This window comes from Cohnella yongneupensis, from assembly GCF_042655785.1.
GTDB lineage: Bacteria > Bacillota > Bacilli > Paenibacillales > Paenibacillaceae > Cohnella > Cohnella yongneupensis.
Window position 1 is genome coordinate 108,036 of the sequence record NZ_JBHSNC010000056.1, and the last position, 22,653, is coordinate 130,688.

The window sequence follows — 22,653 nt, forward strand, 5'->3', positions numbered from 1 at the left end:
CGATGCGATGCTATATTGAGTAACATATTAAGCAAAGCGGAACGGTCGGCCATAGGGACGGCAACTTACGCTGAGCTAGCCGAGTAGAGACGAGCCGAGATGAGCGGAGCAGCCGCGACTCTTCAGCGCATGGACGTATGCTATCCATGTCCGAACGAGCGAGCGCGCGAACCACCCTTATCGATATCGACACGCATCTCTGCGGAGCAGAGGTGCTTTTTTTATTGTTTTACACAAGGGAGAGATGACTGATGAATCAACAGGAATTGCAAGGCATCATCGCACTCGCGGGCAAATACAACGTCATTCCGGTCGTGCGCAGACTGCTTGCCGACACGGAGACGCCGATCCGCGTATTCCAGCACTTAAGCCGCGACAAACGCGCCTTCCTGCTGGAGAGCGTAGAGGGCGGAGCCAAATGGGCCCGCTATTCCTTCATCGGCACCGATCCGTTTCTCGTATTGAAATTGAAGAAAAACAAGCTGTCCTTAGAGCAGAACGGCAAAACCGAGTACCACGTGACGGATCAACCGCTCCAGCTGCTCAGAGAGAAGCTTAGAACGTACCGCAGTCCGCAAATCGCGGACTTGCCGCCTTTTACGGGCGGCGCGATCGGATTTTTCGGCTACGATCTGCTTCAGTATTACGAGAGAAAGCTGCCGCCGCACGACATCGACGACCTGAACATGGACGACATGCAATTCATGTTCTGCGACCAAGTGATCGTGTTTGACCACTTCAAGCAGCAAGTGCTCGTCATCGGTAACGTGCACGTAACGGAAGGCGCATCCGACAAAGCGATCGAGGAAGCTTACGAAGCGACATGCGTGGCCATCGACGCAACGATCGACAGGCTGCAGCAACCACAACCTCCGATCGCATCGCGCGACGCTCCGCCGCAAGATCCGGACCTCGGCGAAATCCAGTCGAACTTGACGAAGCAACAGTTCATAGACAACGTTAACCAAGCGAAAGAATATATCCGGGCGGGCGATATTTTCCAAGTGGTGCTCTCCCAACGGTTCCACATCGAGACCGAAGTCGATCCGCTCCACGTGTACCGCGTACTAAGAACGATGAACCCGTCGCCCTACATGTATTACTTGAAGCTTGACGACGAAGTAATCGTGGGCACGTCGCCCGAGCTGCTCGTCAAAGTCGACAACGGCAAAGTCGAGACGCGTCCGATCGCCGGAACGCGGCCTCGCGGCAAGACGCCGGAAGAGGACATGGCGCTAGAGAAGGAGCTGCTCGCCGACGAGAAGGAACGCGCGGAGCACGTCATGCTCGTGGACCTCGGACGCAACGATATCGGGCGGGTTTCGACGTTCGGTACGGTCAAATGCGATAGCTATATGGAAATCGAACGTTACTCGCACGTCATGCATATCGTCTCGAACGTGACGGGCCAACTGCGGCCGGACAAAGATTTTTACGACGCGTTCCTGTCCTGCTTGCCTGCGGGTACCGTATCCGGCGCTCCGAAGCTGCGGGCGATGGAAATTATTGCCGAGTTGGAAAATGAAGCAAGAGGTGCGTACGCGGGAGCGATCGGCTATCTTGGGTTCTCGGGAAACTTGAACACTTGCATTACGATTAGGACGATTATTTTCAAGCATGGCAAAGCTTACGTCCAAGCCGGAGCGGGCATCGTATGGGATTCCGTGCCGGAGAACGAATACGAAGAGACGGTGAACAAGGCGAAAGGAATGCTTAAGGCGATTCGCTCCGCGGAAGCCGCATTCCCGCCAGCGCCGCAAGCAACGATCGGCGGCAACAAGCCGCTCGCCGTCGTAGGAGACCGCCGTACGAACTTAGATTACGATTGAACGAACAAGAATAGATGAGATGAGCCTGAAAGGACGGAATACGAGATGAGCGAAATGATGACGGTGACGTTGCCGCAAGCGCTGGCAAAGCTGATTAAGGGCGAGAACCTGTCGCGAGAAGAAGCGTTCGGCGCGATGACGACGATTATGAAAGGCGAGGCAACGCCCGCGCAAATCGGCGGGACGATGATCGCCTTGCGCATGAAGGGCGAGACGGTCGACGAAATTACCGGTTTCGCGCAAGCGATGCGTTCATATGCCAATGCCGTTCGCACCGAGAAAGAAGACTTGCTCGATACTTGCGGAACGGGCGGCTCCGGCATTCATAAATTCAACATTTCGACCGTGTCCGCGGTCATCGCGGCAGCGGCCGGCGCGCGCGTCGCCAAACACGGCAACCGCGCTATGTCCGGCAAAGCCGGCAGCGCCGACGTCCTGGAAGCGCTCGGCGTCAACATTAACCTGTCAGCCGAGCAAGCGGCCGCGTGCCTCGATCAGACCGGCATTTGCTTCATGTTCGCGCAACTGTACCATCCAGCGCTCAAGCATGCGGCAGTGCCGCGCCGCGAACTAGGCGTTCGTACGATCTTCAATATGCTAGGTCCGCTCGCGAATCCGGCGAACGCAGATCGGCAGCTTATCGGCCTTTATGATCGGACGCGAACGGCTACGGTCGCCGAAGTGTTGTCCCGTCTCGGACTTAAGCGGGCGATGGTCGTCGGCAGCCATGATGGGCTCGACGAGATCAGCATCTCCGCGCCGACGCAAGTATCGGAACTTCGCGATGGCGAAGTCATCACTTACGACATTACTCCGGAAGAACTCGGCCTTAAGACGTTGCCGCTAAGCGCGGTGCAAGGCGGAGACGCGACGGAGAACGCCGAGATTATTCGCAGAGTACTTAACGGAGAGAAGAGCGCGTACCGCGACGTCGTGCTCGCGAACGCCGGGGCTTGCATTTATGTGGCGGGGCGTGCACAATCGTTAGCAGACGGCGTACGAATCGCGGCGGAGACGATCGATTCCGGACGCGCCGCAAGCAAATTGCAGCATTGGATTGCTACGACGGGAGAAGTGAGCCATGTTTCTTGATCGAATCGTTGCCACCAAGCGCCAAGAAGTCGAGGCGCTCGCACAAACATTATCGTTAGCGGAAGCGGAAAAAGCGATCGCGGAGCTCGCGCCTTGCCGCGGGTTCGAACGAGCGCTAAGAGAACGCAACCGCCTGGTAGGGTTGATCGCGGAAGTGAAGAAGGCGAGCCCGTCCAAAGGACTCATTCGCCCGGACTTCCACCCGGTCTCGCTTGCGAAGCAATATGAAGCCGCGGGAACCGATTGCATATCCGTACTGACGGATACCGATTATTTTCAAGGCAGCAATTCTTACTTGCAGCAAATTCGCGAGCAGGTGAAGGTACCGCTGCTGCGCAAAGACTTCACGATAGACGAACGACAAATATACGAGGCGCGCCTTATCGGCGCCGACGCCATACTGCTGATCGCCGCGATCTTGACGAAAGAGCAGCTATCTTCCTTCCATACGCTCGCTCGCGATCTCGGTTTGGACGTCCTCGTTGAAGTGCATAACCGTCCGGAGCTGGAGACGGTGCTCGATATCGGCTCGGCATCGCTTATCGGAGTTAACAACCGCGATCTGAAGACGTTCGTCACCGACCTGAAAGTAACGGAGCAATTGATCGGGCTCATGCCAAGCAACGTTCTTGCCATTAGCGAAAGCGCGATTTCTTCGCAAGAGGACGTCGCGTTCGTCCGCGGCGCCGGCGCGCAAGCCGTGCTCGTAGGCGAGCATTTCATGCGGCAAGCCGACGTTCAAGCAGCCGTTAACGAGCTGCTCGGACCTGCGACGAAAGCGGGCGCGGCGGGATGAGCAACCAAGCCGAACCAGCCAAAGTCAAAATATGCGGCATTAAAGAAGAAGCGACGCTACGCGGGATGGACGGCCAACCCGTCGATTATATCGGCTTCGTTTTCGCCAAGAGCCGCAGGCAGCTGACGCTAGAGCAAGCGGGCAAGCTACACGCGGTTTCCCGCGAAATTCGGATGGCAGGTGGTACGCCTCCTCTGACGGTCGGCGTGTTCGTCAATCCGACGATGGAGCAACTCGCGGATACGCTGGCAGCGGTTAAGCTCGACGTGGTGCAGTTGCACGGCGAGGAGACGCCGACATTTTGCCGCGAGGTCCATGATCGGTTTGACGTCGAAGTGTGGCGCGCGCTTCCGGTCACCGAGGCGCAAACGTCTGGCGGCGAAGCTGAAGCGACGGACGCTGAGGCAGGCCCGGCAAGACTCGCCGCTTACGCGGGCGCGGTATCGACGATTTTGCTTGATACGGCTGGCGGAGGTACGGGCATCGCGTTCCGATGGGATGTTATTCCGGCCTATCAGAATGAAGCAGCCAAGCATGGGCTCAAGCTATTCATTGCCGGGGGGCTGAGCCCCGACAACGCGGGCGAGCTCATCGCGGGCTATCGGCCGTACGGCGTCGATATTTCGAGCGGCGTAGAGACGGAAGGCGTCAAAGATAACGATAAAATCTCCGCATTCGCGGAAAGGGTGAAACGTTCATGACACAAGCATCGCAAATGCCGGCAGCGAAGTCGGTTCCCGACGAGCACGGCCGGTTCGGACCGTTCGGCGGCAAATACGTTCCAGAGACGTTGATGAACGCGCTGATCGAGCTTGAAGAAGCGTATCTCAAATACAAGGACGATCCCGAGTTCATCGCGGAAGTCCGTTACTTATTGAAGCAATATTCCGGCCGCCCAACGCCGCTATACCACGCGGAACGGCTTACAAACCATCTCGGCGGCGCGAAAATCTACTTAAAGCGCGAAGATCTGAACCACACGGGCGCGCATAAAATCAACAATACGATCGGCCAAGCGGTACTCGCGAAGCGCATGGGCAAGAAAAAGGTCATCGCCGAAACCGGCGCCGGCCAGCACGGCGTCGCGTCCGCCACGGTAGCAGCTCTAATGGGACTCGAGTGCAAGGTGTTCATGGGCGAAGAAGATACGAAGCGTCAGGCGCTGAACGTATTCCGCATGAAGCTGCTCGGCTCCGAAGTCATTCCGGTCATGTCCGGCACGCGCACGCTTAAGGATGCCTGCAACGAGACGCTTCGTTACTGGGTAAGCAACGTAAACGACACGTATTACATTCTCGGCTCCGTAACCGGACCTCACCCTTACCCGATGATGGTGCGCGACTTCCAACGCATTATCGGACTAGAGGCGCGCGAGCAAGTGCTCGAAGCGGAAGGCCGTCTGCCGGACGCGATCGTCGCGGCCGTCGGCGGGGGCAGCAACGCGATCGGTATTTTCCACCCGTTCATCGACGATACGTCCGTACGTCTCGTTGGCGTTGAAGCGGCTGGACGCGGCGTAGAAACCGAAGAGCACGCGGCGACGATGACTAAAGGCCGTCCGGGCGTATTCCAAGGCTCGATGAGCTACGTGCTGCAGGACGAAGGCGGTCAAGTGCTTCCCGCGCATTCGATTTCCGCGGGGTTAGACTACCCGGGTATCGGACCGGAGCATGCGTACTTGAAAGATATCAAACGGGCCGAATACTTCCCGATCACGGACGCGGAGGCGCTCGAGGCGCTGCACCTGTTGTCCCGGCTTGAAGGGATTATCCCCGCGCTTGAATCCGCGCATGCGATCGCCGAGGCGATGAAGCTTGCGCCTACGATGGGCAAGGACGAGATTCTAATCGTCAACTTGTCCGGCCGCGGCGACAAAGACGTAGAATCGATTCTCGCTTATCAAGCGAAAATAGAGAGCGGGGAGCAGCTATGAGCACGACGACCGTACCGAACGCGATCGATACCGTTTTCGCCGCTTTGAAAGCGAAAGGCGAAACCGCCCTTATCCCGTTCATGACGATGGGCGACCCGAACTTGGAAACTTCGGTGGCGCTCGTGCAAGCCGCCGAGGCAGCAGGCGCGCATATGATCGAGCTTGGCGTGCCTTACTCGGATCCGCTGGCCGACGGCCCGGTCATCCAGCGCGCTTCGGAACGCGCGCTTAAAAACCGCATCGGCTTGCGCGATTGCATGGCGGTGGCCAGTACGGCCAGAAGCCGCGGCGTGAAGATGCCTTTCATCTTGTTCACTTACTATAATCCGGCGTTGCAACTCGGATTGGATAACTTCTTCTCTTTGCTCCGGGAGCATGGCTTTAGCGGCGTTATTATTCCGGATTTGCCGCTCGAGGAAGACGCGGAGGCTAGGGCGATCGCGGAAGCTTCGGGCATTCACCTCATTCCGCTCGTAGCTCCGACTTCGGAAGCGCGCGTAGAGCGCATCGCCGCGCAAGCAAAGGGCTTCGTCTATTGCGTGTCGTCGCTCGGCGTCACCGGCGTACGCTCGACGTTCCACGACGGCATCGACAGCTTCCTTGCCACCGTTCGCAAAGCGGCGAGCGTGCCGATCTGCGTCGGCTTCGGCATCTCCTCGCGCGAGCACGCCGAGCGATTCGCCGGCCAATGCGACGGCGTTATCGTCGGCAGCGCGATCGTACGCAAAGTAGAAGAGGCGTTGCCGCTGCTCACTTCGACGAACGAAACCGAGCGCGAGCAAGGCATTCTTAACGTACAAGCGTTCATCGCCGATCTGAAACCGCGCAAGTAATTCGCGGATTTAAGCTGTACAGCGGTGAAGCAATGCGTCATAATAAGATACACATTTACATTCGGAGCGACGTAGGCTTCGCCGGTAACGGCGAACGCGAACACGCTCCGTTTGCCGTAATCGAGGAGGGTATCCCATGCAAGTGAAACCGAATATCGCTAACCTGCCGGCTTATAAGCCGGGCAAACCCGTGGAAGATGTCAAACGGGAGCTTGGCTTGACGGAAATCATTAAGCTGGCTTCCAACGAAAATCCGTTCGGTTGCTCGCCGAAAGCGAAAGAAGCGATCGAACGAGAATTGAGCGGACTAAGCATCTATCCGGACGGCGCGGGCGTCACTTTGACCAACGCCTTGGCGAAGAAGCACGGCGTGAACGCGGACCAAATCATTCTTGGCGACGGCTCCGACGAAATCATTCTCATGCTGGCGCGCGCGTACTTGTCGCCGGGCGACGAGACGATCATGGCGGATTTGACGTTCTCCCAATATAAGCACAATGCGCAAGTCGAGAACGCGGTGATCGTCGAAGTGCCGATGGCGAACGGCAAGCACGACCTGCCGGCGATGGCGGCGCGCGTTACGGCCAAGACGAAGATCATCTGGGTGTGCAACCCGAACAACCCGACGGGCACGATCGTCACGAAGAACGAACTGGTAGCGTTCCTCGACCAAGTGCCGCAGAACGTCATGGTCGTGCTAGACGAAGCCTACTGCGAATACATCGAAGATCCGACTTACCCGGACGGTCTCGAGCTGCTGCCGAAATATCCGAACCTCGTGCTGCTTCGCACGTTCTCGAAAATTTTCGGTCTCGCGGCGCTGCGCGTCGGATACGGCATCGCCAGCGCGGACATTATTAACGACGTGAACCCGATTCGTCCGCCGTTCAACACGTCGCGCGTCGGTCAAGCGGCTGCGGCGGCCGCGCTCGAGGACGAGGCGTTCATCGCTTACTGCCGCGAGCAGAACAAGAAGGGACTTCAATTCCTGAACGCCGCGTTCGCGGAGATGGGACTTACGCCGTTCCCGGCTTACGGCAACTTCATCATGGTCGACGTGAAGCGGTCCGGCTATGACGTGTACGACGCATTGCTCCGCCGTGGCATCATCGTTAGAGCGGGCTTCGGAGCCAACTACATCCGGATTACGGTCGGCAGCCAGGAGCAGAACGAGAAAGTAATAACGGCACTGAAATCCGTGCTGCAAGAAGTAGAGGTAAAGGTGTGACGGAATGAGCGGCGAGTTTAGCGAGTTTACTAACATGAGCAACGGAGCATCCGATCGAGATCCGGTGAAAGTCGTTATTTTCGGCGTCGGCCTCATCGGGGGTTCGCTCGCGTTGTGCTATAAAGGAAAACCGGGCTTCTACGTTGTCGGTCACTCCGTCAATCCGAAGTCGGTGGAGAAATACGTAGCGCTAGGCGTCGTCGATTATGCGACGACTTCGCTCGAAGAAGCGGCTAAGGACGCGGATTTCATCTTCGTATGCGTGCCGGTCGGCATGCTGGACGATTACATGGAGAGGTTGTCCCGCGTCGCGTTGAAGCCGGGATGCATCATCACGGACGTCGGCAGCACGAAAGCGTCGGTCGTCCATCATGCGTCCAAGCTTTCGCTGCAAGGCGGCGTGTTCATCGGCGGCCATCCGATGGCAGGCGGCGAACGCTCGGGCGTAGAGGCGGCGAGCTCGCATCTGTTCGAGAACGCGTATTACGTCCTCACGCCGACGGCGGATACGCCGCCGGATGCGATGGAGCGTTTGGAGCAGCTAATCAAGATGACCAAAGCGCACATCGTTAAAGTAGACGCGGTGGAGCACGATACGATCGTCGGAGCCATTAGCCATCTGCCTCACGTCATAGCAGCGGCACTCGTGAACCAAGTGGCTGCCTATAACGAGGCGAACGTTTTATACGCGGTGCTGGCCGCGGGAGGCTTCCGTGATATTACGCGTATCGCATCTAGCGATCCGATCATGTGGCGCGATATATTGCTCAACAACCGGGAAGTCGTCCTCAAGCTGATCGAGGATTGGCAGCGGGAAATGAGCCGGTTCGCCGGCCAGATCGCCGCTGGCGACGGGGCGGGCGTAGCCGAACAGTTCCGTACGGCGGGAGAATTCCGCAACAGCTTGCCGGAGCGTCGCAAAGGCGTTATTACATCCATTTATGAATGTTACGTGGACGTACCCGATCATCCGGGCATTATCGGTCAAATTGCGACCGAGCTCGGAGATGCGAAAATCAACCTAAGCAACCTGCAAATCATTGAGAGTCGCGACGACGTGCCGGGCGTACTGCGGTTAAGCTTCAGAAAAGAAGAAGACCTGGATAAAGCGGTTGTTTTGCTGAAATTAATGAATTACACCGTCCATAAGTAACGATCGATCGACCGTCCGGCGCATAAGCCGGGCGGTTTTTCATTTTCTGCCCGAACCGCGCGGTACAAGCAATGAAAACGCTTAAAAAAATCCATTGACATAATGTAAACGTATACATATAATAAAAGTACAGTATGGTTTCTCTCCACTCCTATCCAATCCTAGCACAATGTGCAACCACCCTTTGAGGGTGGTCTTTTTTTGTCCTTTTTCCGATAACCTTTTATTAGATGTTCATCACTGCAGACGTGAAATAGGACAAATTTCCCTATCATATTTGAGAAACTTTTAAGCTCATACAGCCTTTTCCTGTGATACAATAGCAGAGATCATTTGTAAAATACTGGCTTCCTATAGGGAAAATGCGCGGCAACGCGCAACTTTTTCGCTCGCCGTCGGTACAATGTTAGTAATACCGGTTGCGCGCGTTCACCCTTAGATGGGGGAGGGTCGCGAAAGATGATGACCGATTCCCAGTTAATTCGGGAAATCAAAGACGGCAACGTTGAGCTGTACGCAACGTTGATGGGCCGTTATCAGAAGAAAATTATATCCTTCGTATTTCACATGCTTAAGAGCGCCAAGCTCGAATTGCTCGCGGAAGACTTAAGCTCGGAAACGTTCTATAAAGCTTACAGAAGCCTTCACTCCTTCCGGGAAGTAGACGCTTCTTTCTCCACATGGTTATATACGATCGCCCGTAACACGGTGCTTAGCGAGCTTCGCAAGCAGAAGGCGACCCACTTGTCGCTCGACGATTCCACCTACGTTCCCGCTGCGCCCGCCGAAGCGGCGCCGGAGCAGCAATTGCTTCGGAGCGAGAAAGTATCGATGGTAAGGGAAGCGATCAACAGCTTGCCGGAGAAGCAACGATCCGCGTTGATTCTTAGGGAATATGACGGCATGGATTACCAGGAGATCGCCAATATTCTCGGTCAGACGGTTAGTTCCGTTAAATCGTTGCTATTCCGGGCGAGGGCCAGCGTAAAGGCGCAGTTGGAAAACTATTTTGCGGAACCGGCGATTATGAAAGAGTACGAGGAGATGAAACTGCGATGAAATGCGATGAAGCTGGAGAATGGTTCGGGATCTACTGGGATTTGCCGGAGGATTCGCCGGAACGATTAGCCGTTGATTTGCATGTAAGGAGTTGTCCGACCTGCGCGGAGGAGTTCCGCATGTGGGAAGAGAGCGCGGCGATCATTCAAGAATTGCCCGAGGACGATCGCTTGTTCGAAGAGCCTGCTACCGCGCAAATCATGAACGAGAACGTCATGAACCGGATTTATTCGGAACAGAGCTGGTTCTTGCCTCCCGTACGTCGGACGTACGCCTTTTCGTACGGATTCAAACGGAAGATCGCCGCTCTGCTGGCCGGATTGCTGGCCGTATTCGTCAGCGGGTTTCTTTATACGACGATCGGCAACGCCGATCGCTCGGGACATGACTTCTCCGGCGTTATGGATACCGCGAACGCTTTTGCGGCTAGCCATAGCTTCGGTGACAACATGCACCTCGAAGTTCCGGTAGCCGGCTTGAGCGACCCGATCATGCTGAACGTATCGCCGGCCATGCCTCAATATTGGATCGCCCTGTCCATGCTCGGAATCGTCATGACGTTGCTCATCTTGAACTGGTTGTCCCGCGTGCGCGCATGAGTCAGCACAATACGATCGGTTGGATCCGCCACGGCGTTACGGAATGGAACCTGCTAGGTAAAATTCAAGGAACGACGGATACGACGCTAAGCGCCGAAGGGATCGCGCAAGCGAGGCTGCTAGCGGAACGATTGGCGGGAGAAAGCAAACGTTGGAACGGCATCGTCGCGAGCGACTTGAAGCGCGCGGCTACGACGGGGCGAATTATCGCGGATCGTCTAGGTCTTCCATTGCTGACGGACGCAAGGCTACGGGAGCGCTCGTTCGGTCAAGCCGAAGGCACGACGCTACCCGAACGGCTTTCCCGATGGGGCGACGATTGGCGCGCCGTCGTGCCGGACCAGGAGCAGAACGCTTCGGTGGTGGAACGCGGGCAAGCCTTCGTCGATGAGCTCGTTGCGGAATATCCGGGGCAATCTTGGTTAATTGTCACGCACGGCAGTTTTCTAGCGACGATGATCAAGCACATGTGCGGCGAGCTGGACGACAGACATATCCAGAACGTGTCGCTTACGGTATTGGAGCAAGAGGCGAACGGCTGGAAGTCGCTGCTTCACAATTGCACGCTTCATTTGCAAGCTACTTCATAGATCGAATCGAACGAACGCGACTCCCCTTCTTAATGGGGAAGTCGTTTTTTTGTATTTTCCTAACGTTTAAAGCACCACCTTGCTACCGATACTGGACATTAAATGCTCCATGAGGCGGGGAATGCCTATGAACTTAGCCGACATGCTCTGTTACGCGGATATTGCCGAACTTACGGCGATCGCCGAGACGTACGAATGCACGTGCAGCAGCCATTCCAAGAACGAATTGATCCAGTCGATCCTATCGACGGTTCAACGCAGGGACGTGCTCGAGTCGAGAGTCGGCGAAATGACGGCGGCGGATTTGCGCTTTCTGAATTCGCTATTGTTCGAAAGCCGCGTAACTTACAGTCTCGAAGAGTTAAAGGCGCGCGCGCTTGGCGGGGAGTCCGTCAATTCTCCCTTCAACGCGGGCAAACCTCAGGCAGCCGCTCCCGTCGCTCCAACGCCTCCGGCGAAAGGGAGCCGTTCCCGCAAAGGGAAAAACGGGCCCCCGTCAGCTCCCGTCGCTCCGGAAGATATCGCTCGGCATGCGATTTCGCGCTTCAAGAAGTTCGGTTGGCTGTTCAACGGGTTCTCCCAACAAACGCGTTACTTGTATCAAGTACCGGAAGACGTACGAACAAGGTTAAGCGACGCCCTAGAGAAGCGTTACCGGACGATGTTGGACGAAAGAGACGAACCTCCCGCCTATAGAGACGAAGGGACGCTTCTAGTAGGGGATATGACGCAGTTGCTTCGTTTCGTTCGAGACAACGACCTGCAAATTACGTCGGAAGGCGTGCTGTACAAGCGTCAAATCGGTCAAATAATCGAAAGGCTCGCCGTGAACGAGACCGTTCCAACGCGTGGCGGCTGGCGATTCGGTTATGGCAGACACTTTCGCGATTATCCGGACAGAATGTCGTTTCTCTACGATTATGCCTACTATCACAAGCTGATCGAAGAGCGGACCGACCGTCTGACGATTACCGAAGCCGGCCGCGACGTGGCGGACGGAACGTCGCGACTGGAACCGCCCGACCTGTACCGTTTTTGGTTGAGATTGTATAAAGGGCCGATTCCGAACGTAACGACGCTAGTTCAATGGATAACAAGGTTGTCCGCCGAATGGGTGTCGATAGAGTCGCTTTACGCGATTTTGCAGCCGCTCGTTCGTTCCTATTATTATGATACGAGCCGAGACGTATTCGAACGGCGAATACTGACGATGCTTATGCACCTGGGCATGATCAAGTGGGGAGAGACGGCGGGCGGAGAGGGCGTAGTCCGGACGACGACGCAAGGAAAGGCGCTTGTGAAAGGGGTTTCCTCGCCGCTCGAAGATAAGATCATTTTGAATCCTTAACCGAATAGGCTACGGTATATTGATGGGGATAAGGGCATTCGTCTTGTTCTTGGGGATGGAATATGAATATGATTTTAGTGGGGCCTGCGCAACCGTTACCAGGAGGCGCCCTAAACGCCGGATTATTCGGAGGTGCAACGAATGGACAACATGAAAGTCGCCTACGAGACGATGCTGGGATTGGCGGCAGAAATGGTCCTGGACGAAGCGCTGCGCAATTACCGGACGGAGAAGATTTATGACGCAATCGATAAAGCGCTCGCCCATGGAGACGTCGAATCATTTCGGCGATTAACCGATGAATTGAAGACGATACGGCCATAGATCGCGCATTAGACCGTACGCCGGTCATTTCAAAGTTAAGGAAACCCGACCGACTGGTTGGGTTTTTTCTTTTATTGCGGGCGATTTTGGAGTAGGATGGACGTAGCGATAGCGCAAGGAGAGGACATGATGAAATTTAGCGAATTAAGCTCGGAAAGCTGGGACGAGCTGCAACCGTATTTGGATACGTGCCTGCTCCCGATCTCCGGTTTGACGGGCATGGAAGCGCCATGGGAAGCGACGGAACGAATGCTTCGGACCGGCGACTGGTTATCGGTGTTGGAGCAAGCGTTTCACGGGCGAACCGTCACGATGCCCGCGTACCATTACGATCAAGCCGGCCAAGACGCGGCCGCGCGATTGAACGAGCTGTGCGAACGGATGAAATCGAGCGGCTTCCGCTACATAATCGTCGTAAGCGGCCGGCCGGGCGGCGTACCGGAAGACGTATCCGCGGCGAGCCTCTGGATTCAGCCCTGCGAGGAAGGCGAGGAACCGGATTCCGCCGCGATTCGTCAAGCGGTGTCGGCCATGTGGCGCGCGGGTGCCGGCCGGAGCTGAGCGGACGACCGGATCTTGCGCGCGTCACGCATAAAGTAGCGGGCGCCTAGCAAACAATATGGCGAAGAATCCCACGGAGAAATGTGACAATTTGAGAACATTTTGAACGCGCATTTCATGCCGGACGAGGAAACTCGGCGGCCGATTCTTGACGCTATATAACGCGTGGGCTATTATAGTTATGTCCTTGTGAACAAACTGTTAAAGTCCGTACCGGACGCGAGATTGGTGGGGCAAAGGGGGTAGAATGAATGGACCACAATGAGCAGCAAGATACCGCGCATGCGCCGTCCAAGCGTAAGGAAATGACAAGAAGGCAGTTTTTGTCGTATACGCTAGGCGGAGCAGGAGCCTTCATGGCGGGCGGTGCCATTTTACCGATGATCCGCTTTGCTGTAGATCCTATATTGCAAAAGAAGGAAAAGGGTAATTTCATCAAGGTTATCGAAGAGACCAAGGTTACGAACGAGCCTCAAGAGGTGAAGTTCAAAATCCATCAAGTCGATGGCTGGTATGAAAGCGACCCTAAGCTTATCGCATGGATCGCGAAGGGCGACGACGGCAAAGTTTTTGCGCTGTCGCCGATTTGTAAGCACTTGGGCTGTACGGTAAGCTGGAGCGGCGAAGAAGCGCCGAACCTGTACCACTGCCCGTGTCATGGCGCTCGCTATGACAAGAACGGCAAGCACCTGAAGGTTGCGCCGAAATCGCTGGATGAATACGAAGTCAAAATGGACAACGGCTGGGTGTACCTCGGACCGCTTGAGCCGAATAGTCGCGGGTAAGGAGGGAGACTCAGTCCCATGTTCAAAAATATGTACAATTGGATCGACGAGCGTCTGGACATCACACCGATGTGGCGGGATATCGCCGATCACGAAGTACCTGAGCACGTTAACCCGGCGCATCACTTTTCCGCGTTCGTGTATTGCTTCGGCGGCTTGACGTTTTTCATCACCGTCATTCAGATTCTCTCGGGAATGTTCTTGACAATGTATTACGTGCCGGATATTATCAACGCCTACTATAGCGTCGATTACTTGCAGCATCAGGTCGCTTTCGGCGCGATCGTGCGCGGCATGCATCACTGGGGCGCCAGCCTCGTCATCGTAATGATGTTCCTACATACCCTTCGCGTGTTCTTCACGGGCTCCTACAAAGCGCCGCGCGAAATGAACTGGGTCGTCGGTATGTTGATTTTCTTCGTAATGTTAGGCCTTGGTTTCACGGGTTACTTGCTGCCGTGGGATAACAAAGCTTACTACGCAACGAAGGTTGGTCTTGAAATCGCCGGTTCCGTTCCTTTCCTCGGAGAATACATCAAGGAACTGATGAACGGCGGCACGATCGTCGGCGCGCAAACGCTGACGCGGTTTTTCGCTATCCACGTGTTCTTCTTGCCAGGAGCGCTTCTCGCTCTGCTAGCCGGACACTTCATTATGATTCGTAAACAGGGCATCTCCGGGCCGCTGTAACAGAAGGGAGTGGCTAGCGATGGCACATAAACATGATCCTAATGAGAAAATCGTATATGTAGGCGATTCGCGCGTCCGCAAACGGAACCGTTCGCAGGTTGCGCCGCCGGACTTCACCGCGTTCCCGGGCAAGTCCGAGGCGTTCATCCCGAACTTCTTGCTGAAGGAATGGATGGTCGGCGTCGTCGTACTCGTCGGATTCCTCGTGCTCGTTATCGCGGAACCGGCTCCGCTCGGTTATCCGGCGGACCCGCTTAACAGCTCGTTCATTCCGATGCCGGACTGGTACTTCTTGTTCCTGTATCAACTATTGAAGTATCCGTATGCTTCCGGAGATTATATCGTGCTCGGTATTCTCGGACTATCGGGTATTCCGTTCATCGCGCTACTAATGGCTCCGTTCCTCGATACGGGCAAAGAGCGCCGCTTCTATAAGCGTCCGATCGCGTCTTCGTTGATGCTCGTGTCGCTCGTAGCGGTCGCTTACTTGACTTGGGTATCTTGGAACCATTATACCGAAGAGCTGGAATTGAACGGCGTAACGCCTGAGCATATCGAACGCGAAATCAAGTCCGAAGAATCGATCGAGAAAGGTCTCGGACGCTGGATCCCAGGCAAGGAGAAAATCCCGGCCATGGTAGAAGCGGAAGATACCGCTTTCACGGAGACGATGACACAAGCGGCTTGTATTAGCTGCCACGGCGCCGAGCTTGAAGGCGGGGCAGGTCCCGCGCTTCGCGGCGTAGGCGATCGTCATACGAAGGAAGAATTGATCGATATCATCACCAACGGCAAAGGCGACGGCGCGATGCCTTCGTTTAAGACAGACCTTTCCGCCGAACAAATCGAGAAAGTCGCGACCTGGCTGTCGAAGCAAAAAGCGGCAGCGGCAGAGTAACGACCGACATAAGCAAGCTCAAACAGAAATGGTGACGCCGGCAAAAGCAGCGTCACCATTTTTCTTAATTTCAGCTTATAGGGGGAGCTCGATTGAATTGGTTATTGCTGCAATCCAGACAATACTTGCTACATCCTAAGACGTTATGGCTTATGATGCTCATCTACATCCCGGGAACGGCATACGGTTATTATTGGTATAAGGATCAATTAGACTACACTTGGGATATGCACCCGCATTGGCAGATCCCTTTCGTTCCGGATAGCCCGACCGCTTCGCTGCTGTTCGCGATCGCCGTGTTATGGCTTTGGATTCAGCCCGAAAGATCGAGCCGGTCTTCGGTGAACGCGATTCGCGGTATCGTTGAGGCGCTTGGCGTCGTGACTTCGGTCAAATACGGTATATGGGCGACGGCGATCATCTTCATGGGACAAGCGCAAGGCGATATTTTGCAATGGGAGCATTGGATGCTAATTATCGGCCATTCCGCCATGGCCGTAACCGCCTTGTTGTACGCGCGCTTCTTCACGTTCGACGGAATGGCGTTGCTCGCCGCCGCGGCTTGGACTTTCCTTAACGATACGGTCGATTATACGTTCGGCGTATATCCCGATTTGCCTTGGCAGCTCGAAGACAACTTGGTGGCGATCGGTTGGTTCACGTTCTTATTGACGGCTTTCAGCGTAATCGTAGCGGCGCTGGCTAAATATGCGGTGAACGAAGCGAAGTTGGACCAGCCGTTCTAAAGCAGGACATCCCCCCATACGTTTAAAGTAGGAGGGGATGTCCGTGAAATGGCGTTCAAACGCGCGATGGTTTGTATTCCTGACGGCAACGGCGGTCGTCTTGCTGCTTGCGATGCCCGTTACGGTCAGCGGACGCGGCACTGACCCGGTTGTCGGCGCGATTAGCGCGACGACGCAACGGGACGCGGATGTTTCCTCTTCCTCTTCCGAGGACGAATACGATCGCTTCTTGCGTTCCGTCACCGCCTTGTATCATGCGGTCAATAATGATGACGCCGCAGGGATGGCGCAGAGCTTGTCCGTCATTACGTATCGATTCAAGCTGCTTCCGATGTCCGATACCGCATCGCTTGCGGGTATGCAAGCGCTAGCGGATCAATTGACGAAGACGAGCCGATCGCTTGCGCTAGCGAAACCGGACAAGCAGGTGCTGAGGTCGGAAGCGGCTACTTTGTGGCTTGCAGCGGATGCGATGGCACGGCCGGATCAACCGCTATGGCATAACTATCAGCCGGTTCTCGCAGGAGATCTCGAAGCGCTGCAAGGCGCCATTAACTCGAATAACGAGAACGTCGGATACGCATCGGAGTCGGCTAGCGCCATACTTGATCAGTTAAATGCCCATTATGAAATGATTCGGACGGCCGTGTCGATGGGAGATTCCTCTCGGAACGTCGTGCGTGCCGATGCGGTGCTTCATTATGCGAGGACGGTAATCCTTTCCGATCCGTCCAACCAACTGCTTACGGTAAACGTCATACAACCATTACGTGAGGCGATGTTCGACTTGTTTCCAAGTGCTAACGATCAAGAGGAATCGGCCATCGTGCCGGCGGCGGTAGGCGCTTCCTGGGCGTGGCCCGCGATGATGGGCTCGTTCATCGTAACGGTGCTCACATGGGTCGGTTATCGAAGGTATCGGAACGATGGGTATGCCGGTGCATCGGGCAATCGGGGCGCCGCGAATCGCAAAGACGCCGCAGAGAGTTTGCTCGAGCGCTGGAATAACCGTGATAAGAAGTAAGTCGCCCACTCGCGTTATTCTTCGCGGAAACCTTCCCCGAGCACGTCGTGCACATCGTTAATGACTATAAAAGCCCGTTTGTCGTGCAGACGAACGAGGCTTTTTAATTTGCGTATTTCAAAGCGGCTGACGACGCAATAGACGACCGTCTTCGGCTCTCCGGAATAACCGCCGATCGCGGGCATAAGCGTAACGCCTCGATCGAGCTCTTTCGTAATTTCGGCGGCCAGCTTCTCCGGGGAGGCGCAAAGAATAGTGAACGCCTTGGCGGCATAGGCGCCTTCTTGAATGAAGTCGATCACTTTGGAAGCGATGAAGACGCTGACGAGCGTGTAGAGCACTTTTTCCTTCGGTATGAACAATAGGGCTGTGCCAAGAATGAACACATCTAAGACGAGAATGATTTGTCCCATGCTCCATCCGCGGAGCCGATGCAAGATGCGGGCGATAATGTCGACGCCGCCCGTTGTGCCGCCGCCTCGGAACACGAGCCCAAGTCCGATGCCGAGCGTCACCCCGGCATACAGAACGACAAGGATGAAATCTTGCTCGGTACGGAACGGCGTAATCCAGTCGCGTTCCACGCCCAGCTCGGCTAGCCAGAGGAACAACGATAACAGCAACGTGCCGGCAAGCGTATAGACCATGGCGCTCTTGCCGAGCTGTCGCCAGCCCAATAAGAATAGAGGTAGATTGAGGATAAGGGAAGTGAGGTATACCGGCATGTCCGCCGCGTAATTGAGCAAGACGGAAACCCCGGTTACCCCGCCTTCCATAAGCAGATTGGGAATGATGAAATATTGCAGACCGAATGCGTACACGGCCGTCCCAATTACAATAAGGCACCAGCTTTTAAAAGCGTTCCAAGTCAAAATACGATTCATCGTAAAACCTCCAAAAATGCATTTGTTTTCGATAACATCTTACGCTAACATAGGAATGACACCTTCGCGAAAGGAAGAATGCGGATAATGGGAGATTCCCGCATTGCAGGCAAAGCGCTGACAGAGCGGACTTTAGCCGACATCCAAAGAGATGTGGATGCTTATATCGGGCAATTCAAGGAAGGGTACTTCTCCCCGCTCGCGATGCTGGCCAGAATGACCGAGGAAGTCGGCGAACTGGCCCGGGAAGTGAATCACGAGTTCGGCGAGAAGCCTAAAAAACGCGATGAAGCTGACAATTCCATCGAGATGGAATTAGGCGATATTTTATTTATCGTCACTTGCTTCGCAAATGCTTTGGGAATCGATTTAACGGAAGCCCATCGTAAAGTCATGGATAAGTTCAATACGCGCGATGCCAATCGTTGGACGAAGAAGGACACCGATAACCGCTGAATTTCATATGCTGTACCATCCCTGAACGAAGGAGGATGGTCTGCATGGACGGGGAAGTATTCGTCCGGCAAGCATACGAAGCCATCTTACAGGGTGACTTCGAGCTTGCTTTGCACTGGTTTCAACAGGCGATCGCGGCGGAGCCGAGCAATGCGGCGTATTATTATAAAGGTTCCGTAACTTGCGCGCGCAGCGGGAAGTTGCCTCTAGCGATGACCTACGCGCAGAAAGCCGTGGAGTTAAAGCCGGACGATCCGACTTACAAGCTGCATTACCGAACGATCAAAGCGAAGCAACGGATCACGGAAGCTAGATTCAGGCTTCAAACCGCGTTGCCGAATCTCGATAAATGCCTCGACGAGCTGAAGGAAGCGACGGAACTCGATCCACTGTCGGACGAAGCTTTCTTATTGCTCGGCATCGTCTATCGGCTGCGTCGCGATTACCGACAATCGCTCGAATCACTTCGCGAGGCGCTTACGCTCGATCCGCTGAACGAGGAAGCCCGCAGATTGCTTCACGAGGTCAGAGTCGAAAGGCGAAAAGCGCTGAAGGAGCAATATTCCAACCCTCATTCGAAAAGGAACAGGTGATATTTTTGTCGCAGATTAAAGTTGCCGTTGCCGGTGCAAGCGGACGTATGGGCCGAGAAGTCGTAAAAATGGTACTGGAAGATCCGGAGCTCCGGCTAGTCGCCGCGGTTGCGCGGACGGCAGGGCCGGTCGACGCGGGAATGCTGGTCGGCAAACCCGATACCGGAGTTATCGTAGCGTCCGACTTGGCCGAGGCGCTGTCGGCGTCGGATGCCGACGTGCTCGTCGACTTCACGGCTCCGAAGTTCGCTATGCCGAATACGGAGACCGCGATCCGCTTCGGCGTTCGTCCGGTCATGGGGACGACCGGATTTACGCCGGAGCAAATAATCGAATTGGACAAGCAGTGCAAAGATCGCGGAATCGGCGGGTTGATCGCGCCGAATTTCTCGATCGGCGCCATATTGATGATGAAGTTTTCCGCGATGGCTGCCAAGTATTTTCCCCATGTGGAAATCATTGAATACCACGGCGATCAAAAATTAGACGCCCCGTCAGGCACGTCGATCAAAACCGCGGAATGGATATCCGAAGCGAGGCAGGAGCTTCGTCAAGGGAACCCGAACGAGGAAGAAGTGATCGAAGGCGCGAGAGGCGGATATTACAACGGGTTCCGCATACATAGCGTTAGGCTTCCGGGCGTGTTCGCGCAACAGGAAGTCGTGTTCGGCGCATTCGGGCAGACGCTCAAAATCCGCCACGATTCGTACGACCGCGCGGGCTATATGCCGGGCGTCAATACGGCGATCAAAAAAGTAATGTCCACTACGGGCATGGTGTACGGCTTCGAACATTTTCTAGATTAAACGGGCGCAATACCCGGCAGAGGAGAATCCGCACCTATGATGGAAATCGCACTTATCGCGCATGACCGCAAAAAAGACGAGATGGTAAATTTCGCGATCGCCTTCGAGCACGTGCTCAAGCATCACCATCTTTACGCCACGGGAACGACCGGCACTCGCATTATGGAAAATACCGGTTTGTCTGTGCACCGGTTCATGTCGGGACCGCTTGGCGGAGACCAACAGATCGGCGCGCTCGTCGCGGAAAATAAAATGGACTTGATCATCTTTCTGAGAGATCCGCTTATGGCGCAGCCTCACGAGCCCGATATTATCGCGTTGCTTCGTCTGTGCGACGTGCAAGGCATTCCGGTGGCAACGAATATCGCGACCGGCGAGCTGCTCATCAAGGCGCTCGAGCGGGGCGATTTCGCATGGCGCGAGCTCGTGCACAAATATAAACCGGGGATTGACGAATGAGCAACGCAAAGCTGGACATTCTCGTCTTCGCCGCGCATGCGGACGACGCCGAGATCGGCATGGGCGGGACGATCGCGAAGCACGCGCAAGCCGGCTTGCAAGTCGGGATCGTCGATCTGACCCGTGCCGAGATGTCGTCTAACGGGGACGTGGAGACGCGCCTCCGCGAAGCGGCAGCAGCTTCGGAGGTGCTCGGTCTCGCGATTCGCGACAATCTGGGCTTGCCCGATCGGCGTCTGGCCGTCGTGCCGGAGATGATCGACCGCATGGTCGAGGCGATCCGAACGTATCGACCGCGGCTTGTCTTCGCACCTTATGGGATAGATCGGCATCCGGACCACGTCGCTTGCAGCCGGATGGCCGAAGAAGCTGTATTCAGCGCGAAGCTGAGGCGGTATATGCCGGAGATTCCGGCATGGAGTGTCGACCAACTTATTTTTTATTTCATTAACGATGCCCATCCGCCTCAAATGCTTGTCGATATTAGCGACTCGCAGGAGGTCAAGATGAACGCTTTGAAAGCGTACCGTTCGCAATTCATGCCGGCCGGCGAGCAAGCCGACTGGGTGGAGACGCCGCTTACTTCCGCTTATTTGGAAGCCGTCGCCGCCAGGGACCGCTTGCTGGGTCAGCCCAAACGTTATACATACGCGGAAGGCTTCATCTCGAAAGGGCCGATTTCGATCGAGCGCTTCTAACGGATAACCTTTCGCGAATACATTGTTTCGAAGACGGCCGATACGATGCGTACCGCTCGGTCGCTTAGGGTCGTTTCGCAGCTACAAAGGAGGAACGCAGCATGAGTCGTCCGCTCAAGATCGGTATTACCTGCTATCCGTCGCTAGGCGGATCCGGCGTCGTGGCTACGGAGCTAGGCAAGCTACTTGCGGAAAAAGGACACGAAATTCATTTTATAACCCATAGCATCCCGTTTCGACTCGGTAAATTTCATCGGAATATTTATTATCATGAGGTAGAAGTATCGGATTACTACGTGTTCCGGTACCCGCCTTACGACTTATCGTTAGCCAGTAAAATGAATCAAGTCGCGAGGCTTCAGAAGCTCGATATTTTGCACGTGCACTACGCGGTCCCTCATGCGATTTGCGCGTACTTGGCGAAGCAGATGGCGGGGGATGAGCTCAAAGTCGTAACGACGCTGCACGGGACGGACATTACCGTTCTTGCCCAAGACGAGACGCTTAAGGACATTATTCGCCTCGGCATTCGCAAGAGCGATGCGGTCACGGCGGTTAGTCAGGATTTGATCCGGGAGACGCGCGAACTGCTCGATATCAACGAGCCGATCGATTTAACTTATAATTTCGTGGACAAGAGGGTGTATTACCCGCGGAGCTGCTCGGATTTGAGAGCGGATTTCGCAGGTCCCGGCGAGAAAATATTGATGCACATCTCCAATTTCCGTCCGGTCAAAAGAACGGGCGACGTGGTCGATATTTTCGCGCGGGTAAGCGCCAAAATTCCTGCAAAACTGCTCCTGGTCGGGGAAGGTCCGGATTTGCCCAAAATCCAAGCCAAAATTCAACGGTTGGGACTTAGCGAGCGCGTGCATTTCCTCGGCAAACAAGACGACGTCGCGCAGGTGATCTCGATCGCCGACCTCATGCTCCTTCCTTCGGAGAAGGAGAGCTTCGGACTAGTGGCGCTCGAGGCGATGGCTTGCGGCGTGCCGACGATCGGCTCGCAAGCGGGGGGCATACCCGAGCTCGTGGTACACGGCATTACCGGCTATTTGTCGCCGATCGGCCATACGGAAGAGATGGCCGACAACGCCATTCGCTTGCTTTCGGACGACACGCTATACGCGAGCTTCAGGGAAGCAGGATTAAAGCGCGCTCATCAGGAATTTTGTGACGAACGCGTAACGAGACAGTATGAAGATATTTATTACCGGGTGCTCGGACTTCCGGCAAGAGAGCCGGTTCCGGTGTGCCAATCTTAAGGGC

Annotated in this window: 26 protein-coding genes; 25 read left to right on the top strand and 1 reads right to left on the bottom strand. The window is 55.4% G+C overall.

Annotated elements, in window-relative coordinates:
* Positions 1-251 precede the first annotated feature (251 nt).
* The 19 genes from trpE to ACFPQ4_RS20360 all read left to right on the top strand — a co-directional run bounded on the left by trpE (position 252) and on the right by ACFPQ4_RS20360 (position 17,488).
* Complete coding sequence (trpE, locus tag ACFPQ4_RS20270) at positions 252-1,829, top strand: anthranilate synthase component I (RefSeq protein ID WP_378113721.1); 1,578 nt, start codon at positions 252-254, stop codon at positions 1,827-1,829.
* A 57-nt stretch (positions 1,830-1,886) separates the two neighbouring features.
* Positions 1,887-2,921, top strand: a complete 1,035-nt coding sequence (trpD, locus tag ACFPQ4_RS20275) for an anthranilate phosphoribosyltransferase (protein ID WP_378113934.1) — start codon at positions 1,887-1,889, stop codon at positions 2,919-2,921.
* Positions 2,911-3,717 (top strand): indole-3-glycerol phosphate synthase TrpC, encoded by an 807-nt coding sequence (gene trpC / locus ACFPQ4_RS20280; RefSeq protein ID WP_378113722.1) that lies wholly within the window; start codon positions 2,911-2,913, stop codon positions 3,715-3,717. Before trpD ends, trpC begins: the two co-directional genes overlap by 11 nt.
* Positions 3,714-4,418 carry a phosphoribosylanthranilate isomerase gene (locus tag ACFPQ4_RS20285; RefSeq protein WP_378113723.1) on the top strand — a complete coding sequence of 235 codons (705 nt, stop codon included), beginning with the start codon at positions 3,714-3,716 and terminating at the stop codon, positions 4,416-4,418. The genes trpC and ACFPQ4_RS20285 overlap by 4 nt, the downstream gene beginning before the upstream one ends.
* On the top strand, positions 4,415-5,650 hold the full coding sequence (gene trpB / locus ACFPQ4_RS20290; RefSeq protein ID WP_378113724.1) for a tryptophan synthase subunit beta: 1,236 nt from the start codon (positions 4,415-4,417) through the stop codon (positions 5,648-5,650). Before ACFPQ4_RS20285 ends, trpB begins: the two co-directional genes overlap by 4 nt.
* Positions 5,647-6,483 (top strand): tryptophan synthase subunit alpha, encoded by an 837-nt coding sequence (trpA, locus tag ACFPQ4_RS20295; RefSeq protein WP_378113725.1) that lies wholly within the window; start codon positions 5,647-5,649, stop codon positions 6,481-6,483. The genes trpB and trpA overlap by 4 nt, the downstream gene beginning before the upstream one ends.
* A gap of 136 nt (positions 6,484-6,619) precedes the next feature.
* Positions 6,620-7,711 carry a histidinol-phosphate transaminase gene (gene hisC, locus ACFPQ4_RS20300; RefSeq protein ID WP_378113726.1) on the top strand — a complete coding sequence of 364 codons (1,092 nt, stop codon included), beginning with the start codon at positions 6,620-6,622 and terminating at the stop codon, positions 7,709-7,711.
* 34 nt (positions 7,712-7,745) lie between these two features.
* Complete coding sequence (locus ACFPQ4_RS20305; protein WP_378113727.1) at positions 7,746-8,864, top strand: prephenate dehydrogenase; 1,119 nt, start codon at positions 7,746-7,748, stop codon at positions 8,862-8,864.
* Positions 8,865-9,326: 462 nt separating this feature from the next.
* A complete protein-coding gene (locus ACFPQ4_RS20310) occupies positions 9,327-9,923 on the top strand; it encodes an RNA polymerase sigma factor (protein WP_378113935.1) in 597 nt (198 codons plus the stop codon).
* A complete protein-coding gene (locus tag ACFPQ4_RS20315) occupies positions 9,920-10,522 on the top strand; it encodes an anti-sigma factor family protein (protein WP_378113728.1) in 603 nt (200 codons plus the stop codon). The genes ACFPQ4_RS20310 and ACFPQ4_RS20315 overlap by 4 nt, the downstream gene beginning before the upstream one ends.
* Entirely contained in the window at positions 10,519-11,112 is a 594-nt protein-coding gene (locus tag ACFPQ4_RS20320) for a histidine phosphatase family protein (RefSeq protein ID WP_378113729.1), read from the top strand. The genes ACFPQ4_RS20315 and ACFPQ4_RS20320 overlap by 4 nt, the downstream gene beginning before the upstream one ends.
* 127 nt (positions 11,113-11,239) lie before the next feature.
* Positions 11,240-12,460, top strand: coding sequence for a hypothetical protein (locus ACFPQ4_RS20325; RefSeq protein WP_378113730.1), 1,221 nt, complete (start codon positions 11,240-11,242; stop codon positions 12,458-12,460).
* A gap of 141 nt (positions 12,461-12,601) precedes the next feature.
* The gene (locus tag ACFPQ4_RS20330; protein ID WP_378113731.1) at positions 12,602-12,784 is read left to right on the top strand and encodes an IDEAL domain-containing protein; all 183 of its coding nucleotides are present in this window, start codon (positions 12,602-12,604) and stop codon (positions 12,782-12,784) included.
* 126 nt (positions 12,785-12,910) lie between these two features.
* Positions 12,911-13,345, top strand: a complete 435-nt coding sequence (locus ACFPQ4_RS20335) for a DUF2487 family protein (RefSeq protein ID WP_378113732.1) — start codon at positions 12,911-12,913, stop codon at positions 13,343-13,345.
* Positions 13,346-13,596: 251 nt separating this feature from the next.
* Positions 13,597-14,130, top strand: coding sequence for a QcrA and Rieske domain-containing protein (locus tag ACFPQ4_RS20340; RefSeq protein WP_378113733.1), 534 nt, complete (start codon positions 13,597-13,599; stop codon positions 14,128-14,130).
* Between the two features lie 18 nt (positions 14,131-14,148).
* Positions 14,149-14,820, top strand: coding sequence for a menaquinol-cytochrome c reductase cytochrome b subunit (gene qcrB, locus ACFPQ4_RS20345; RefSeq protein ID WP_378113734.1), 672 nt, complete (start codon positions 14,149-14,151; stop codon positions 14,818-14,820).
* Positions 14,821-14,839: 19 nt separating this feature from the next.
* Complete coding sequence (locus ACFPQ4_RS20350; protein ID WP_378113735.1) at positions 14,840-15,718, top strand: c-type cytochrome; 879 nt, start codon at positions 14,840-14,842, stop codon at positions 15,716-15,718.
* Positions 15,719-15,810: 92 nt separating this feature from the next.
* The gene (locus ACFPQ4_RS20355) at positions 15,811-16,464 is read left to right on the top strand and encodes a DUF1405 domain-containing protein (protein WP_378113736.1); all 654 of its coding nucleotides are present in this window, start codon (positions 15,811-15,813) and stop codon (positions 16,462-16,464) included.
* A 43-nt stretch (positions 16,465-16,507) separates the two neighbouring features.
* Positions 16,508-17,488: a sporulation protein YpjB gene (locus ACFPQ4_RS20360; protein WP_378113737.1), complete on the top strand. Its 981-nt coding sequence runs from the start codon at positions 16,508-16,510 to the stop codon at positions 17,486-17,488.
* 14 nt (positions 17,489-17,502) lie between these two features.
* Here ACFPQ4_RS20360 and ACFPQ4_RS20365 read toward each other — a convergent pair whose 3' ends face one another.
* A complete protein-coding gene (locus tag ACFPQ4_RS20365) occupies positions 17,503-18,372 on the bottom strand; it encodes a YitT family protein (RefSeq protein ID WP_378113738.1) in 870 nt (289 codons plus the stop codon).
* An 87-nt stretch (positions 18,373-18,459) separates the two neighbouring features.
* Here ACFPQ4_RS20365 and ACFPQ4_RS20370 point away from each other — a divergent pair, with 87 nt between their 5' ends.
* From ACFPQ4_RS20370 to bshA, 6 genes are all read left to right on the top strand, one after another.
* Positions 18,460-18,828, top strand: coding sequence for a nucleotide pyrophosphohydrolase (locus ACFPQ4_RS20370; protein ID WP_378113739.1), 369 nt, complete (start codon positions 18,460-18,462; stop codon positions 18,826-18,828).
* Between the two features lie 44 nt (positions 18,829-18,872).
* Complete coding sequence (locus ACFPQ4_RS20375) at positions 18,873-19,421, top strand: tetratricopeptide repeat protein (RefSeq protein WP_378113740.1); 549 nt, start codon at positions 18,873-18,875, stop codon at positions 19,419-19,421.
* Between the two features lie 5 nt (positions 19,422-19,426).
* Positions 19,427-20,227, top strand: coding sequence for a 4-hydroxy-tetrahydrodipicolinate reductase (dapB, locus tag ACFPQ4_RS20380; RefSeq protein WP_378113741.1), 801 nt, complete (start codon positions 19,427-19,429; stop codon positions 20,225-20,227).
* A gap of 36 nt (positions 20,228-20,263) precedes the next feature.
* The gene (locus tag ACFPQ4_RS20385; protein ID WP_378113742.1) at positions 20,264-20,686 is read left to right on the top strand and encodes a methylglyoxal synthase; all 423 of its coding nucleotides are present in this window, start codon (positions 20,264-20,266) and stop codon (positions 20,684-20,686) included.
* Positions 20,683-21,384: a bacillithiol biosynthesis deacetylase BshB1 gene (bshB1, locus tag ACFPQ4_RS20390; RefSeq protein WP_378113743.1), complete on the top strand. Its 702-nt coding sequence runs from the start codon at positions 20,683-20,685 to the stop codon at positions 21,382-21,384. Before ACFPQ4_RS20385 ends, bshB1 begins: the two co-directional genes overlap by 4 nt.
* A gap of 101 nt (positions 21,385-21,485) precedes the next feature.
* Positions 21,486-22,649 (top strand): N-acetyl-alpha-D-glucosaminyl L-malate synthase BshA, encoded by a 1,164-nt coding sequence (bshA, locus tag ACFPQ4_RS20395; RefSeq protein WP_378113744.1) that lies wholly within the window; start codon positions 21,486-21,488, stop codon positions 22,647-22,649.
* Positions 22,650-22,653 lie beyond the last annotated feature (4 nt).

What these genes read in the sequence shown, in the direction of transcription:
- trpE (WP_378113721.1), top strand. Translation starts at nt 252, where the DNA reads ATGAATCAACAGGAATTGCAAGGCATCATCGCACTCGCGGGCAAATAC.
- trpD (WP_378113934.1), top strand. Translation starts at nt 1,887, where the DNA reads ATGACGGTGACGTTGCCGCAAGCGCTGGCAAAGCTGATTAAGGGCGAG.
- trpC (WP_378113722.1), top strand. Translation starts at nt 2,911, where the DNA reads ATGTTTCTTGATCGAATCGTTGCCACCAAGCGCCAAGAAGTCGAGGCG.
- ACFPQ4_RS20285 (WP_378113723.1), top strand. Translation starts at nt 3,714, where the DNA reads ATGAGCAACCAAGCCGAACCAGCCAAAGTCAAAATATGCGGCATTAAA.
- trpB (WP_378113724.1), top strand. Translation starts at nt 4,415, where the DNA reads ATGACACAAGCATCGCAAATGCCGGCAGCGAAGTCGGTTCCCGACGAG.
- trpA (WP_378113725.1), top strand. Translation starts at nt 5,647, where the DNA reads ATGAGCACGACGACCGTACCGAACGCGATCGATACCGTTTTCGCCGCT.
- hisC (WP_378113726.1), top strand. Translation starts at nt 6,620, where the DNA reads ATGCAAGTGAAACCGAATATCGCTAACCTGCCGGCTTATAAGCCGGGC.
- ACFPQ4_RS20305 (WP_378113727.1), top strand. Translation starts at nt 7,746, where the DNA reads ATGAGCAACGGAGCATCCGATCGAGATCCGGTGAAAGTCGTTATTTTC.
- ACFPQ4_RS20310 (WP_378113935.1), top strand. Translation starts at nt 9,327, where the DNA reads ATGACCGATTCCCAGTTAATTCGGGAAATCAAAGACGGCAACGTTGAG.
- ACFPQ4_RS20315 (WP_378113728.1), top strand. Translation starts at nt 9,920, where the DNA reads ATGAAATGCGATGAAGCTGGAGAATGGTTCGGGATCTACTGGGATTTG.
- ACFPQ4_RS20320 (WP_378113729.1), top strand. Translation starts at nt 10,519, where the DNA reads ATGAGTCAGCACAATACGATCGGTTGGATCCGCCACGGCGTTACGGAA.
- ACFPQ4_RS20325 (WP_378113730.1), top strand. Translation starts at nt 11,240, where the DNA reads ATGAACTTAGCCGACATGCTCTGTTACGCGGATATTGCCGAACTTACG.
- ACFPQ4_RS20330 (WP_378113731.1), top strand. Translation starts at nt 12,602, where the DNA reads ATGGACAACATGAAAGTCGCCTACGAGACGATGCTGGGATTGGCGGCA.
- ACFPQ4_RS20335 (WP_378113732.1), top strand. Translation starts at nt 12,911, where the DNA reads ATGATGAAATTTAGCGAATTAAGCTCGGAAAGCTGGGACGAGCTGCAA.
- ACFPQ4_RS20340 (WP_378113733.1), top strand. Translation starts at nt 13,597, where the DNA reads ATGGACCACAATGAGCAGCAAGATACCGCGCATGCGCCGTCCAAGCGT.
- qcrB (WP_378113734.1), top strand. Translation starts at nt 14,149, where the DNA reads ATGTTCAAAAATATGTACAATTGGATCGACGAGCGTCTGGACATCACA.
- ACFPQ4_RS20350 (WP_378113735.1), top strand. Translation starts at nt 14,840, where the DNA reads ATGGCACATAAACATGATCCTAATGAGAAAATCGTATATGTAGGCGAT.
- ACFPQ4_RS20365 (WP_378113738.1), bottom strand. Translation starts at nt 18,372, where the DNA reads ATGAATCGTATTTTGACTTGGAACGCTTTTAAAAGCTGGTGCCTTATT.
- ACFPQ4_RS20370 (WP_378113739.1), top strand. Translation starts at nt 18,460, where the DNA reads ATGGGAGATTCCCGCATTGCAGGCAAAGCGCTGACAGAGCGGACTTTA.
- ACFPQ4_RS20375 (WP_378113740.1), top strand. Translation starts at nt 18,873, where the DNA reads ATGGACGGGGAAGTATTCGTCCGGCAAGCATACGAAGCCATCTTACAG.
- ACFPQ4_RS20385 (WP_378113742.1), top strand. Translation starts at nt 20,264, where the DNA reads ATGATGGAAATCGCACTTATCGCGCATGACCGCAAAAAAGACGAGATG.
- bshB1 (WP_378113743.1), top strand. Translation starts at nt 20,683, where the DNA reads ATGAGCAACGCAAAGCTGGACATTCTCGTCTTCGCCGCGCATGCGGAC.
- bshA (WP_378113744.1), top strand. Translation starts at nt 21,486, where the DNA reads ATGAGTCGTCCGCTCAAGATCGGTATTACCTGCTATCCGTCGCTAGGC.